Here is a 12,982-nt window from a genome sequence, read left to right on the forward strand (position 1 = left end):
TAGCAAATGAATCAGTTCAAGGACAAGGTGGCCATCGTCACCGGTGGCGGCCGCGATATCGGCCGTGAGATCTCGCTCAAGCTGGCCGCGGCCGGCGCCAAGGTGTGCATCAACTACGCCAACGACGAGGCCAGCGCGCAGGAAACCCTGCAGCAGGTACAGGCCGCCGGCGGCACCGCCATCGTGCACCGCGCCGACGTGACCGATGCGCAGGCCGTCGCCGGCATGGTCGCCGCCACCCAGGCCGCGTTCGGCCCGCAGATCGACGTGCTGGTCAACGTGGCCGGCGGCATGGTGCAGCGCCGCCCGCTGGCCGAGATCGACCCGGCGTTCTTCCACAAGGTCATGGACCTCAACATGAGCTCGGTCTACCTGACCACGCATGCGGTGGTGCCGCACATGCCCGAAGGCGGCGCGATCGTGAACTTCGCCTCGCAGGCCGGCCGCGATGGCGGCGGTCCGGGCGCGTCGATCTACGCCACCGCCAAGGCGGCGGTGATGACGTTCACCCGTGCGATGGCCAAGGAACTGGGCCCGCGCGGCATCCGCGTCAACGCGCTGTGCTGCGGCATGATCGCCACCCGCTTCCATGACGAATTCACCAAGCCGGAAGTGCGTACCGCCGTGGCCGGCAACACCCCGCTGCGCCGCCAGGGCCGTCCGCAGGAAGCGGCCGACACCGCCGTGTATCTCGCCTCGGACGCGGCTGGCTTCATTACCGGTGCCAACGTTGACGTCAACGGCGGCACCTACTTCTCCTGATAGACCGCTGACCGCCTGGGAGGGCCGCCATGCTGCGCTGGATCACTGCACTTTCAATTGCACTTGCCACCAGCGCCGCGGCGCTGCCCACCCAGGCCCAGGTCTGGGTGCCGGCCTGGACGGCGTCACCCGCGCCGGACCGCCAGGACGGTACACCCGAAGCACCGGTGCAGTTCGCCAACCAGACCGTGCGCCAGGACATGCGCCTGGCCAGTTCGGCCACGGCGCTGCGCTTCCGCATCAGCAATGAGCTGGGGGTGGCGCCGCTGCATATCGGCGGCGCCAGCGCCCACCGCACCGGCACGGCTACGCCTGCGAAGCTGGTGACCTTCAATGGCCGCAGTGAGGTGGTGGTGCCGGTGGGCGCCGCACTGCTCAGCGACCCGGTACCGATGACGGTGCCGGCGCTGGCCGATGTCTCGCTCACCGTCTATTTCCCCGACCCCACCCAACCTGCCGTTCGACGCACCGCGCTGCGTATTGCCGACGGTCGCCAGGCCGAGGTCGCCGACAAGGTGAAGCTCGCCTACCGGCAGAACGTGGTGTCGGCCGTGCTGGCCGAGCGCAGCAGCACGCCCATCGTGGTGGTCGCCCTGGGCGACTCCATCACCGAAGGCGCGACCGCCACGCGCGGCAGCAACGGCGACTGGCCGGCGCTGCTGGCGGCCCGCCTGCAGCAGGCCTGCCCGGACCAGGTGGTGCTGGTCAACGCAGGCATCAGCGGCAACAAGGTCATGGATCATGGCCGCAGCCACAGCGCGCTGGCCCGGCTGGACCGCGACGTGATCGCGCTGCCGCACGTGAACCGCGTGATCCTGTTTGAAGGCATCAACGATATCCGCCACGACGGTGGCACCCCGCCGGTAGCCGGCCGCAACGCCGAGGACATGGTGCTGGGCTACCGCCAGGTGGCCGAGCGGCTGCACAGCAACGGCATCCGCGCGATTGCCGCGACGATCACCCCGTTCGGCGGCTCGGACCGCTACGAGCCGGTGGCCGCTGCTACCCGCACCACGCTCAACAGCTGGATGCGCGGTGGCCGCAGCGGCTTCGATGCGCTGATCGACTTCGACCAGATCCTGCGCGACCCGGCCAAGCCGGAGTTCCTGCCCGAGGCGATCACCCGCGATTTCCTGCACCCCAACGACGAAGGCTACCGGCGCATAGCCGAGGGCGTGGATCTGGCCCTGCTCGGTTGCACGGCACGATGAGCGCACAGCACTTCCAGTTGGCCGCGCACGCGAACCCGCGCTGGGCGGCGATGGCGCTCGGTGAGGTGATGCTGCGCTTCGATCCGGGCGAAGGCCGCGTGCGCAACGCGCGCCAGTTCCAGGTATGGGAAGGCGGCGGTGAGTACAACGTCGCACGCGGGCTGAGCAGCACCTTCGGCCACGCTACGGCGGTGCTGACTGCCCTGCCGCGCAACGAGCTGGGCCTGCTGGCCCAGCAGCTGATCCAGGCCGGCGGCGTGGACAGCAGCCAGATCGTGTGGCGCGAGTACGACGGCATCGGCCGCAACACGCGCATGGGCCTGAACTTCACCGAGCGTGGGTTCGGCGTGCGGGCGCCGCTGGGCGTGTCCGACCGGGCGTATTCGGCGGCCTCGCAGCTGTGTGCAGACGAATACGACTGGGATGCGGTGTTCGGGGTGCACGGGGTGCGCTGGCTGCATACCGGCGGCATCTTCGCCGCGCTGTCCGAGCACAGCGCGCAGACCGCCATCGCCGCCGTGCAGGGCGCGCGCCGCCACGGTGTGGCGGTGTCCTACGACCTCAACTACCGCGCCAGCCTGTGGAACAGCCACCCGGACCCGGACGCCGCCCGGCAGGCGAACTGCGCGATCGCCGCCGAGTGCGATCTGCTCATTGGCGACGAGTACTCCTTTGCCGCCTGTCTGGGCATGGACCTCGCCGACCTGGGCAAGCGCGAGACGCCGATGGACGTGGGACCGGCCGATGCGGCGGCGCTGCGGGCACTGGAGCGTTTCCCCAACCTGCAGGCCGTGGCCTTCACCCTGCGCGATTCCAGTAATGCCGCGCGCAACGGCTGGGCCGGTGCCCTGCGCAACCGCGAGGCGCTGTTCGTCTCCGCCGCGCGCGAGGTGGAACTGTTGGACCGCGTGGGCGGCGGCGATGCCTTCGTGGCCGGCGTGGTGCACGCGCTGCTGGAAGGCCTGGGCGAACAGGCGGCCGTGGAGCTCGGTGCGGCGCATGGCGCGTTGGCGATGTCCACGCCCGGCGATGCGGCGTGCACCAGCCGCGAGGAAGTGGAAGCCGTGGCGCGTGGGGATGGCGCAGCGGCAAGGCGCTGACGCCGCGACTCAGCCCTGCATTGAAAGCCGGGCCAAACCCTCGGTGGCCGAGCGGGTGAGCGGCGTGGGCATCGCCCCGGGATGGAACCACTCCAGCGCGAGGATGGCCTCGGGTTCCAGCCGCATGGCCTGCGCCGTGCCGGGCACACGTACCAGGTAAACCGGCGCCACCCAGTGCTGCTGCAGGGTGGGCTCGAAGTGGTCCACCACGCACAGCAGGCGTTCAATGCTCACCTGCAACCCGGTCTCTTCGAGCACCTCACGCATTACCGCGTCTTCGACCTTCTCCATGAAGTCGACCTTGCCGCCAGGCAGACCCCAGTGCCCCTGCTCGGGCTGGCGCCCGCGCTTGACCAGCAGCACGGCACCATCGGCGCGCTGGATGACGGCGCCGCAGCCCAGGCGGGGCTGTTGTTGGGGTGTGGTTGAGGTCATGGGGTTCTCCTGGGACGGGTGCATTATCGCTGGAAAGGATTGCCGAGCTCGATCCTGTAGGTTGCACCGACCGGTTCAGTGCCTTTGAATGAACCCGCCTTCCGTCTGCGATGTTGGGCGATCAAGCTCGTCATTGAACCTGTCTCTAATCGCTCTGAGTGCAGCAGCACGGTTGACTCCGTAGCCTGAGCGTCCGGAATTGGCATTCATCACTCGGTAGCTCCAGCTGCACCTACGTCGCCATGCCTCCCACAGAAGCTCAAGCGTCCAGAAGGCTTCTTTTCCGGCCCGATCAAGTATCCGTCGAGATAGTCAGGAACATACCAATCGTCCCAGTATGCGAAACCATAGAACGCATTGACAAACTCTTCAACAAGAGCCGATCCACGAACCTTGGCGCCGATGAATCCGTTGGATCGAAGATTCTCGTATGGACTGAGCTCACCAACCGGCTTTTCACCTGTCCCGGAGATGACCTTCCATCGACCGGAATCAAGCAAGTCCTTTGTGACCAGCACCAACGAAAAGACATCCTCGGAACGCAATATCGGAACTTCATCAACCGAAGCATCCTGCCGCGCGTCGAAGATCGCAACAGTGGCACTGTTCAGGATCTGGCGCTCCCGCCCAACGACTTTGGCGATGCAGCCCGAGCCGTCCATCAGCGGAATGACGAACACGCTGCCAACTTCCCACTTCTGTCGCTGTCTCGGCTTTACCACGACACTCCTTCCTATCTTGGTCACGCCAGTCGCCGATGACGCTGGGAACCGCACATTCCGCTCGCTCTTACAGACCGTAGAGAGAATCGAAGAATTCCTTCCAGAGTCTAGCGACCTTATGCCTACCCTTAGCGCCCACTATCTGAAGAGCGGTGGCAAGTATCGCGCAGGACAAGAGACCACCACAGATCACGCCCCCAACCCAGCCAGGCAGAAAGAAGAGCATCCAGATGCCAAGTGCGGCCGTGCCGGAGACAAGCAGCACTCTCAAGGTCAGGTTCATCGCATGACTTCTCCAGATCCACTACGCTACAGCGGGGATGATGCGCCTCTACACGGAACAGAAGACACCGACCCGACCGGTACAGAAGCTGACCGCCGTGGCGGGTGCGCCGGGAAATGCTGGGAAACCCTGACTGACGGTTCCATCCGACCTAGCCGAATCGTGCCGCCCTCTTTGCAATTGACGTTGCAATAGCCCCGGCCAGCTCGAACACAACGTACCAGACCCCCATGGACGCGAATGCCAGCCACCCGCTGTTCCTGGATGGACCGCAGTGCCCTCCGTTTAGGCAGGAGAACACCCTGAGCACGAGAGCAACGTCAATGTAGAGAACGACCATCGCAACCGCGGAGTATCCGGCAAGAGCGAGCCTTCCACCCGTACTATTTGATCGTGGCATCAACCCAACACTGATTGTCCTCAGCACTCTTACTGGAATGAGGCCAACCGAAGCCATGCCGATGAATCCAAGAACGTTAACCGCTGCAATCAACATACCCACAGAGATACCTCTCCAGACTTCGTAACGCGGCAGCTACTGACATCTTCATTCAAAAAGCCCCATCTGATCTGTTCCGGTGTCCACCAAATCGACTCACGAACGGTCTTGAATGAATTCGCGAATGCACGACTGGTCGACAACAAAGGCGAAACCGAGCATGAGGCTGTCTCCGCGACGACACCTCACCTCGAACACCGGCTTATCGCTTGAGCTGATGAATCGAGCGTCCGGCCCAATGCGGACCCACATCGACTGCTCCGCATCCTCACTTGATGTCAGCTCCAGCTCGAATTCAACAGCACCATCAAGCCATGCCTGCATACGATGGAGCAGGTTCAGCAGCGCAGACTTATCGACCCGAACTGGCTCGACCGCCGCACGTAGCGCCGGAGTCATCTCTGCATCTGGCCGTGATGTGACACCCCAGTTTGATTCATCCCAGTATTCCAATCTCAGCAGTAGCCCACTGGAACTCGACCGCTCACTGAGCAGAGTCAAGGATAAGGCCTTATCCCCGCGATTGGAGGGCATGATCCATTTGGAGTTGCTGTCGCATACGACCACCAGAAGCTCCTTCTCTGCTGAGATGCTCCCACATTCATCCTCATCGCTGCGCCGATGACGTCATTGATTCGAATCGAACGAGATCACTCGGATAACACCCTTTGTAGCGGCTCCATCTCCAAATATGACCGAAGCACCTCGGTGAAAGCGCATCTTTGCACCTTCGTGGTCGAGAAAAGATACGTCACAAGACACAGACTGCCCTGGCAGAACGCGATCGATGTGTAGATCATTGAGGACGAATTCGTACCAGACCTTCTGTATTCCAATCGAAAGGGCCATCGGACGGGATATCCTCCAATCAACAGGATGAACGAGTTGACCGTTCGAGTCGGTCACATCCAGCTCAACTGTTACCTGAGTGCGGGTCAAGTTTGGATAGTTGATAGCCATTTACCAGCTCGCCTCTTTGACCTTGATGCCCATATCCGCAATCCTGCTGCTGCGTTGGTCAACCGCTCCCCTCACGCACGAAGCGATCTGGCGATCCTACCCAGAGACCCTTGCAGCCCGGCCGAAACGTCTTCCCCGCTTACCGCAGGAGTTCCGCATCTAAAAGGTACTGGACACTGCGCGTGGCGCAAGAATCTGGTCTTCCTGATCACTCCGAAGCAAATCCTTTCGGACTAGCCAACCAATAGACCTCGGCCACCTGCTCTCCGACAAAGCGAAACATCACGACCCCCTCTCTTCTGCTGTAGAAGTACTCCACGCCTCTTCCCTCAATTACAGCGGCCTCCACAGACTTTCCGAGGATGCGCAGCGTGACATTTCCCTTGGCTCTGAAGCCAAGCTGGTCACTACCGCAGCTCCAGCTCCCCCTCCTTGCCTCCGCCTCCGTAGGCGCGCAGAAGCTCATTCGGGAGGTCTTAAAGCAATTACTCCTTTCATCAGGGCAAGCCTCAATCCCTGTGACCGTCCCGGGGTAGACGAGCTCACGATCCCTCATGTTCAGCGTGATCACAGACACCTGTGCAGACGCGTCGGATGCGCTTTCATATATGTACTCCCCTCCGCCATCATGATTGAGATCGCGCACAGCGCCATGCTGAAGAAGCGAAAGGGCGAGCAAACCGGCTGGTGAAGCAATCATCATTCCATCCTCTCCCTTACCTGCTCGCTGACGGGACTGCAGGCCGCGGCGCGGCGAGACATCCACCCCGCCAATCGCTCAAAGTTTTCATCTTCTGCTTTTTCGCAGCATCCCGATGATCTGCCGAGTCTCCGCATCGTCAACCTCACGGAAGTCGTTGATGTCATAGAGCTCGACAAGTCGTGAATCGGGATAGATGTTTAGAACGGCGTCTATCTTGAATAGACCACTGGCTCTTGCTGGTGAGTTGTAGACCGACTGATTGAACTTGCGAATTCTGTCAGCCGCCCCGCTTGCCGGCGACACAGAATCTTGAAAGCTATAGAACGTAAAGACAGGTCTTACACATGACGGTGAAATCAGGATCGAGCCGTGCTGCATCGTTCCATATACGTACACTTCGCGCACAGATAGGGCAGGAGTCGACGAGGCGAAGGTGATTGCCTGGCAGTAGGAGCTCACGACTGAAGATTGCGAGCAGCCACAGATCATTGTGGACAGTAGAGCTAGTTTCATTCTATTCACGGCCACACCACGAGCAGCTGCGCCACCATTCTAATAGGCGTTCCTACAATGACGCTTCGCCACGCACATGTCTTCATTGTGACTTTCGGCAGTTGGCACAGCATAGATGGAGGACGGCGTCAGTCGACAGCCAAGTTGCACGCCTTACCATGCAACCGCCCAACGCTCGCATGGCCCTAAAGTAGTCCCTGCCAATCTGCCAGGTCGCCGGAGGACTCCCTAGTTAGGTACGGCTCCGATCGCCCCCCTGTGTTTGCTGCTTATGTCCACCCTGCGCTGCTCTGCCCCCCCCCCCATCTCATGAAAGCACCAGATAGCCGGTATCCACAACGCGTCGCTTCCATGCCCGGATGAGGCTTTCGATCGCAAACTTCGACGCATCGCTGATTGTCTTCCAATCGATCAGCAAAACATCTGCAGCTGATTCCGGCTTCAGTGCAGAAACAATGCGCCACAACTCTGTAGACAGAACGTCCAACGCGGCGTACAAGCGCTCATCCTGGTTTGAATCCCATGCAATCAGATAAAATTACGACCCAGCTCCATTGAGACAAGTCACAATGCCCTCGGTTGGACCGTCGCAATAGCCAAGGGCGATCACCTTCGGCAGCCTGTTTTTCACTGCATCACCCTGACCGTCCAAACACCCTGTTGAATTTTTCTGCCGCTTCTCTTGTCATCGGCCTTGGTATCTCAATTACTACGTTATTTGACTCCTCCCCCGTTGGAGTAGTTTGACTCTTAAGCCCCCCCTTTTTAGATCGTGATGATGCGCAACCTTTTACTCCGCCACCATGACAAATCCCGTGTGGGTTCGCTCATAGGCACACCCAACGCTTGAGTCCAACAGCGGCGCAACGTCTGGATCGTAGTTCGCAATTGTGTTCACGTCATAGACCTCAAGGTTTGCCGCGTTCGCCAAGTAGCCTTCATCCTCGTCGCCGGCAAAGAACCTCCATCCACTATCAAGTTCACTTTCCGGCTCTTCTCGGTAGCAGTATCCGACGACTGACCCTTCAACGGTAATTCGATCAGTAGCCAGGCAGCTTCCGTAGCCACGGGCAACATGCCGGATCTGGTCAGGTAATAGTTTGAACTCTTTCACATCCACCTCATTCCGGACTTGCCTCAGAGCGCCGACTTCCATTGAAACTTGGAGCCACAAGCTGATCCTCATCAAAACCCCACACCTTGCTACTGAACCGAGCTAGAGCCGCTCCCTGGCCCCTTTCCTTCGCTTCCTTAGCTCCACGGTCACTTCATGGCCTATGCCCAACTTGGGTAGACCATCGATCCACTTTGAAGTGTCCGGGTCATTGGTGCTGGCGTGCTGCACTATCATCATAGCGAATGGCCTGCCGCTGAGCCTGGGCGTCTACATAGAGCCAACACGCAAGAACAGTATCCAAGAGAATAGAAAAAAACCATCACCTCAACCGTTGAGTAGAGAATGGATCGCCCCCTGCCAAGTACAGCAATTAACCTACTCATCAGAAATGCGATTGCCGCAAAGACCACGGGAACGATTGCATTGGGAGGATAGTCATCGCTTGAGATCCACGGCGGAATTAGAAAGAAGAGCGACAGCGCAAAAAGGAGCAGCTCCAAGGCGCTCCACAAGCCGACAAGATCCCGTCCACCGCAAACCTTCAATTTCATCATTGGTCTCTTCCGGTGACCTTCTTCCAGACGTGCGAAGTCAGAATCATCAATACAACGGTTCATTCCTTGGACCCGTCTCCCAAAACCCTGACCTCAGCGTCGGCCCATAGGTGCGCGCGGGCCGGCGAGCAGTAGCGGCGAGCAGCCGGTCAATTCCACGTTGGGGGACTGACGACCCTACACGACGTCCTTGCACTCCACTGAGACCAGCCGCCCAGCTGTGTCGTAGCGAAGTCGCAATTCGAAATCGTACTCCGCCCCTGGCTCTCGGATCGTTTTCACAATGACCACGCCAGATTTATCTGGCACTACAAATGCTTCTCCACCAGCGACCGGAAATGTTCGACCAAGGGTTTCCACAATATCTGCGCCAAGTCTTAAACCAAAAGGAAGCGTGGCTGCCTTGACCGCACCATAGACCTCGATCACACTGATCACTTGGCCATCGTGAATCCTAAAGGCCACACCAGAAGTGTCATAGATTACGCACTCACTCAAGGATGAACCACGACCACGGCAAGGGCCAGAGCGTCTCTGCTCGGCAATCTTTGCTGGAGGATCGCCCAGGCGAACGCCATTGAACTGTACAGCTGTTGGAGCCAGCCGCTCGCTAGCGCAAGCGTGGTGTGGAGGACCGACCGACATCAATACGATTGAAAGAAGAATGAAACTGCACCTCACGGCCTCACCTCCGGAAAGTAGTTGAGTGGAACCTGCGGCATTCCCTCAGCCCTGACTTCAACAGGTTGCCCTGCACTCCATAACCCAGGCCGATGATGCACGCGCCAGGCGCATTGCGCACCAAGGTCAGCCGGTTGCTGCCGGCGTACTCGTAGCGGCGCTGGCCTTCGCGGGCGGGGACCAAAGTGCTTGATTCTGAGCAATGCTCAGCGCCTCCGCGTCTCTTCTCCGCCTACGAACTGCCACTGAGAGTTCTGCAAAGCAGCTATTGAAGTGCAGGCGAAGGGGCCCCTCATGACGCTACCCATTCCAATGATCCATCACCCGTACCGCCGCTACGGTGCCGGTGCTGCAGTCGCTTGCGAGAGTTGGACTCTTGAGTCGGTCGCACTTCTTCGCGGCGCAAGTCCCTCAGTGCAATCATTGAAATCCCGCTTCAACCCAGAAATTTATTCATCAACTCCATAGCTCGTAGCTTCGCCTGCGGTCATTCCTCGCTTTGCACGCTCAAACCACTCAAGCGCCGCCTGACAGTTCTTCTTGCCACCGATGGCAACCATGCTGCTTGCTATGTTCTGCATTGCAATCACATCCCCTTTTTCTGCAGCAATTGCCAGCCACGGAATGGACTTCCTCGTATCGTTTTCGCCGAGTGAGTAGTGTTGCGCTACTCGCATTGCTGCTTCTGCGTCGCCGTTCTTTGCCAGAGCAGCTTGCTTCTCAAGCACCTCGGCCGAAAGATGGAAGATATCACCGGTAGACGTAGTCGCCACCTCCGCCGAAGGCTGCACGGTTCTTGGCGCATTCCCATACTGCCCCTGACACCCAACAAGAAGGTGTAGTGACACAAGAATATATATCGCTCTGCACGTGTTCATTCTTCGTACCTCCATTTTAACTTGCATTGAAGATGGCGCACAGATGTACGGCATACCCCCGGCCGATCAGGATCACCCTCATCCTAGCTTCATTTGGAATCCTCGTGACTTACCACGCCCTCCACGTCACGAATGAGCCTCATTGCAGCAGATGGCTGACCATCCTCCATCTCTCTGCCTGCAGGCCAGTAGACAGCGAGTCGTCGTACTCGCATACCATCGAAGGAGGTCAAGTATTTTGCTGGCAAGCCGGAGACACCCGGTCGAACGAACTCGCCTTCGACCACTTGAGCTCGAGCAATGATTTCGCTCAACTTCGCGACACTAGTACGGCCCTTGCGCTGAGGTACATCCACCGGCATCGAACCGACTCTGTCCTCCTCCCAGCCCCGGTTCGACTCGCAAAAGAAGGAAAGAGTTGCACGAGAAGAGTTTGCCTCAATGCTCTGAAATGCAATCCACCGGCGACAGGGCAGGTTCGCCGCATCCTGAGCACCCTTGAGATAGCTCTTCGACTGCCTCGCCCATGCCAGGTAGGCGGGAAAGACTGAGTACTCACTCCCACCACGCGTTTCTGCCAGACGCGCGTAGTAGGAATGATCATCATCCAAGGACCACTTCGCCTCTCGCTCGCCTGACCTCCCCGGGAGCGAAATCACAGTCGCAAGTGTCAGCATCCCCCAGGCGGAACAGTTTCGGATCCACGGGCTCATGATGGTATCCCTTCCTCTGTCTGGACTGCGGATTTCGACTACCACCAAACTTGGCTTTTTGTAGACGTAGGGTTCGCCTGCACGGCAATGCCGCCACAATTCTAGGTGGTGACCTGCGCCGAAGGGCCATCCTGCGAAAGCCCCAACTCCAGTTGCCGCATCCGATCGGGTGGCGAATGCGCTTGAACGGCTACAAGCAGGTGATATGAGGTCGCTGCGAAATTCCCTAATTCACTGCAACAGGTTCGCATTTAGCGGCCGTCAAACCCCAATTAGTGAAGCCACTCAGTGCAAAATCCATCCCCACTCACGCCTTCGCGCAGCAGCCTAAGATCGTGGCGCGCATCTTGCTCCACTTTCTTGTCCGGCTTGGTCTCAAGCACAAGGATGAGCAACCTCTCGGCTCTCTTGCAATCAGGTTCGTTTTGTCTCGCAGAAAGCTTCGATGACAAATTGAGCATCGCATAGTGGTCTCCAAGTTCAACCGCCTTCTCAAGCCACAGGTCGGCACGGTCCCCATCACCCATTGCCCACTGGTAGTGATTCGCTAGCCGAGTCGCAGCATCAGCATCACCTGCGTTTGCCTTTGCCTCCTCCGCCTTGATCTGATCATCACTCAGCAGCTGGCGCTCGCCTGGTGTGGCACTCCCGACATCTTCCCCGGAGCATGACGCCACACCGAAGACTATCAGTGCGCCCAATAGAAAACGCACGATGTCCACAGCCATGTCGCCCCCCCCTTTTCGATGATCACTTCTTGGTGTGTGATCCTGTGGGCGCTTGCCGCCAAGCCGGATCTGGCTTTGTAACTCAGGCTGGTAGGTTGGCGCGGCCGGTTGCCGAAGTCGAACTGGTACGGATGCTCGTTCTTGATCGACAGGTAGTCCTGCACATCGCGCCCGACATTATGAGATTTCGACTTTAGGTTGCGGGTACACACAGATCACTACAGACAATGGAAAATTTTCCTCCTTCTCCATGACTCGCCCCCTCCGAGCACCCAGCCCATTCATTTTCAACACCGACATCTCGTGAGCGCTTAGCTCAAATTCTCATTTTTATACAGAGATGCGTGATCTACAGTCTCACTTCTTCTTTCGCCACAACACTGCGAACGTCCAAGCAAAGCCCCCGCAGCCAATGAAAATTTGATGCCAGACGGCTAAGGTGATTCACCCGCATCAGCGGGGTATTCAAAGACCAGTGCAAATTTTTTGTGACGGTCACCCGGAACCATTAGCTTGAACTTCTTAATCGTCTCCCTAGCAACCATATCAATCGCCCTACTTCCAGAGCTCTTTGAGATTCTTATATTGAACGGATTGCCACGCTCATTGATCTGAAATTCGACTCTTACGCAAGATTGGTCGTACTCAGTCCCAAGAGGATCTCTTGGCACGCGAAACGGCTGTTGCTGCAAAATCATTGCCTCGCTCTCGGCAACAACGCGCCCCCACTGCCCCCCCTTGCATCCGCCCGACCCATCACTTGCCGCAAGAGATAGCAGAATCACAATCTGATGAATCATTTCAATCCCCTTCAATCAACGGCGTTGGAATTGGAATTCCTGAATAGTGCGTCCTCAAAGGCAACCCTATGTGCTGACGGTACGGATTTTCCAAGTATCTAACGGCGTTAAACTCATCAGCATCGGCATTTGAAGTCGACGGTGTATACCCAAAAGCTACACCTGCTAGCGGGATGTGTCCAATCTCATGAGCGAGCAATGTATCTAGTCCAGCACCAGAAAACTCTTTACCGAACCTGTTGGATGCTAAAAATTCGCGCCATCGAAGGCTATAAGTTACGATGTTTGTTCCTGCGTAACCCGCCGAGAAGGCCGGAGGCTGT

At 58.7% G+C, this 12,982-nt stretch carries 17 protein-coding genes; 3 read left to right on the forward strand and 14 right to left on the reverse strand.

Going from position 1 to position 12,982, the window contains the following annotated elements:
• Positions 1–6 precede the first annotated feature (6 nt).
• Genes ACREPD_RS15485 through ACREPD_RS15495 form a run of 3 tightly spaced genes read left to right on the forward strand, consistent with a single transcriptional unit; the run spans position 7 to position 3,073 of the window.
• Positions 7–762 (forward strand): SDR family NAD(P)-dependent oxidoreductase, encoded by a 756-nt coding sequence (locus tag ACREPD_RS15485; RefSeq protein ID WP_431600151.1) that lies wholly within the window; start codon positions 7–9, stop codon positions 760–762.
• 29 nt (positions 763–791) lie between these two features.
• Positions 792–1,973, forward strand: coding sequence for a GDSL-type esterase/lipase family protein (locus tag ACREPD_RS15490; RefSeq protein WP_431600152.1), 1,182 nt, complete (start codon positions 792–794; stop codon positions 1,971–1,973).
• Positions 1,970–3,073 (forward strand): sugar kinase, encoded by a 1,104-nt coding sequence (locus tag ACREPD_RS15495; RefSeq protein WP_431600153.1) that lies wholly within the window; start codon positions 1,970–1,972, stop codon positions 3,071–3,073. The genes ACREPD_RS15490 and ACREPD_RS15495 overlap by 4 nt, the downstream gene beginning before the upstream one ends.
• Positions 3,074–3,082: 9 nt before the next feature.
• On the opposite strand, the gene ACREPD_RS15500 is transcribed toward ACREPD_RS15495, so the two are convergent.
• The 14 genes from ACREPD_RS15500 to ACREPD_RS15565 all read right to left on the reverse strand — a co-directional run.
• Positions 3,083–3,508, reverse strand: coding sequence for an NUDIX domain-containing protein (locus ACREPD_RS15500; protein ID WP_431600154.1), 426 nt, complete (start codon positions 3,506–3,508; stop codon positions 3,083–3,085).
• A gap of 209 nt (positions 3,509–3,717) precedes the next feature.
• Complete coding sequence (locus ACREPD_RS15505; protein ID WP_431600155.1) at positions 3,718–4,254, reverse strand: Imm26 family immunity protein; 537 nt, start codon at positions 4,252–4,254, stop codon at positions 3,718–3,720.
• A gap of 854 nt (positions 4,255–5,108) precedes the next feature.
• Entirely contained in the window at positions 5,109–5,513 is a 405-nt protein-coding gene (locus ACREPD_RS15510) for a hypothetical protein (RefSeq protein WP_431600156.1), read from the reverse strand.
• Between the two features lie 126 nt (positions 5,514–5,639).
• Complete coding sequence (locus tag ACREPD_RS15515) at positions 5,640–5,972, reverse strand: hypothetical protein (protein ID WP_431600157.1); 333 nt, start codon at positions 5,970–5,972, stop codon at positions 5,640–5,642.
• Between the two features lie 208 nt (positions 5,973–6,180).
• Complete coding sequence (locus ACREPD_RS15520) at positions 6,181–6,675, reverse strand: hypothetical protein (RefSeq protein WP_431600158.1); 495 nt, start codon at positions 6,673–6,675, stop codon at positions 6,181–6,183.
• An 84-nt stretch (positions 6,676–6,759) separates the two neighbouring features.
• A complete protein-coding gene (locus ACREPD_RS15525) occupies positions 6,760–7,134 on the reverse strand; it encodes a hypothetical protein (RefSeq protein WP_431600159.1) in 375 nt (124 codons plus the stop codon).
• Between the two features lie 361 nt (positions 7,135–7,495).
• Positions 7,496–7,687: a hypothetical protein gene (locus tag ACREPD_RS15530; RefSeq protein WP_431600160.1), complete on the reverse strand. Its 192-nt coding sequence runs from the start codon at positions 7,685–7,687 to the stop codon at positions 7,496–7,498.
• A gap of 291 nt (positions 7,688–7,978) precedes the next feature.
• A complete protein-coding gene (locus tag ACREPD_RS15535) occupies positions 7,979–8,374 on the reverse strand; it encodes a DUF2185 domain-containing protein (RefSeq protein WP_431600161.1) in 396 nt (131 codons plus the stop codon).
• A 662-nt stretch (positions 8,375–9,036) separates the two neighbouring features.
• Positions 9,037–9,297 carry a hypothetical protein gene (locus tag ACREPD_RS15540; RefSeq protein WP_431600162.1) on the reverse strand — a complete coding sequence of 87 codons (261 nt, stop codon included), beginning with the start codon at positions 9,295–9,297 and terminating at the stop codon, positions 9,037–9,039.
• Positions 9,298–9,989: 692 nt separating this feature from the next.
• A complete protein-coding gene (locus tag ACREPD_RS15545; RefSeq protein ID WP_431600163.1) occupies positions 9,990–10,313 on the reverse strand; it encodes a hypothetical protein in 324 nt (107 codons plus the stop codon).
• A 194-nt stretch (positions 10,314–10,507) separates the two neighbouring features.
• A complete protein-coding gene (locus ACREPD_RS15550; RefSeq protein WP_431600164.1) occupies positions 10,508–11,029 on the reverse strand; it encodes a hypothetical protein in 522 nt (173 codons plus the stop codon).
• Positions 11,030–11,403: 374 nt separating this feature from the next.
• The gene (locus ACREPD_RS15555) at positions 11,404–11,859 is read right to left on the reverse strand and encodes a hypothetical protein (protein ID WP_431600165.1); all 456 of its coding nucleotides are present in this window, start codon (positions 11,857–11,859) and stop codon (positions 11,404–11,406) included.
• A gap of 434 nt (positions 11,860–12,293) precedes the next feature.
• Positions 12,294–12,659 (reverse strand): TonB family protein, encoded by a 366-nt coding sequence (locus tag ACREPD_RS15560; RefSeq protein WP_431600166.1) that lies wholly within the window; start codon positions 12,657–12,659, stop codon positions 12,294–12,296.
• 1 nt (position 12,660) lies between these two features.
• Positions 12,661–12,982: hypothetical protein (locus ACREPD_RS15565; RefSeq protein WP_431600167.1), on the reverse strand; the 322-nt coding region annotated here is incomplete at its 5' end.

Origin of the sequence: Stenotrophomonas sp. (genome assembly GCF_050737075.1) — a bacterium.
Classification (GTDB): Bacteria; Pseudomonadota; Gammaproteobacteria; order Xanthomonadales; family Xanthomonadaceae; genus Stenotrophomonas.

Bases quoted from the DNA above. Each gene is read 5' to 3' on its own strand.
- ACREPD_RS15485 (WP_431600151.1), top strand. From the start codon at position 7: ATGAATCAGTTCAAGGACAAGGTGGCCATCGTCACCGGTGGCGGCCGC.
- ACREPD_RS15490 (WP_431600152.1), top strand. From the start codon at position 792: ATGCTGCGCTGGATCACTGCACTTTCAATTGCACTTGCCACCAGCGCC.
- ACREPD_RS15495 (WP_431600153.1), top strand. From the start codon at position 1,970: ATGAGCGCACAGCACTTCCAGTTGGCCGCGCACGCGAACCCGCGCTGG.
- ACREPD_RS15500 (WP_431600154.1), bottom strand. From the start codon at position 3,508: ATGACCTCAACCACACCCCAACAACAGCCCCGCCTGGGCTGCGGCGCC.
- ACREPD_RS15515 (WP_431600157.1), bottom strand. From the start codon at position 5,972: ATGGCTATCAACTATCCAAACTTGACCCGCACTCAGGTAACAGTTGAG.
- ACREPD_RS15520 (WP_431600158.1), bottom strand. From the start codon at position 6,675: ATGATGATTGCTTCACCAGCCGGTTTGCTCGCCCTTTCGCTTCTTCAG.
- ACREPD_RS15535 (WP_431600161.1), bottom strand. From the start codon at position 8,374: ATGAGGATCAGCTTGTGGCTCCAAGTTTCAATGGAAGTCGGCGCTCTG.
- ACREPD_RS15555 (WP_431600165.1), bottom strand. From the start codon at position 11,859: ATGGCTGTGGACATCGTGCGTTTTCTATTGGGCGCACTGATAGTCTTC.
- ACREPD_RS15560 (WP_431600166.1), bottom strand. From the start codon at position 12,659: ATGATTCATCAGATTGTGATTCTGCTATCTCTTGCGGCAAGTGATGGG.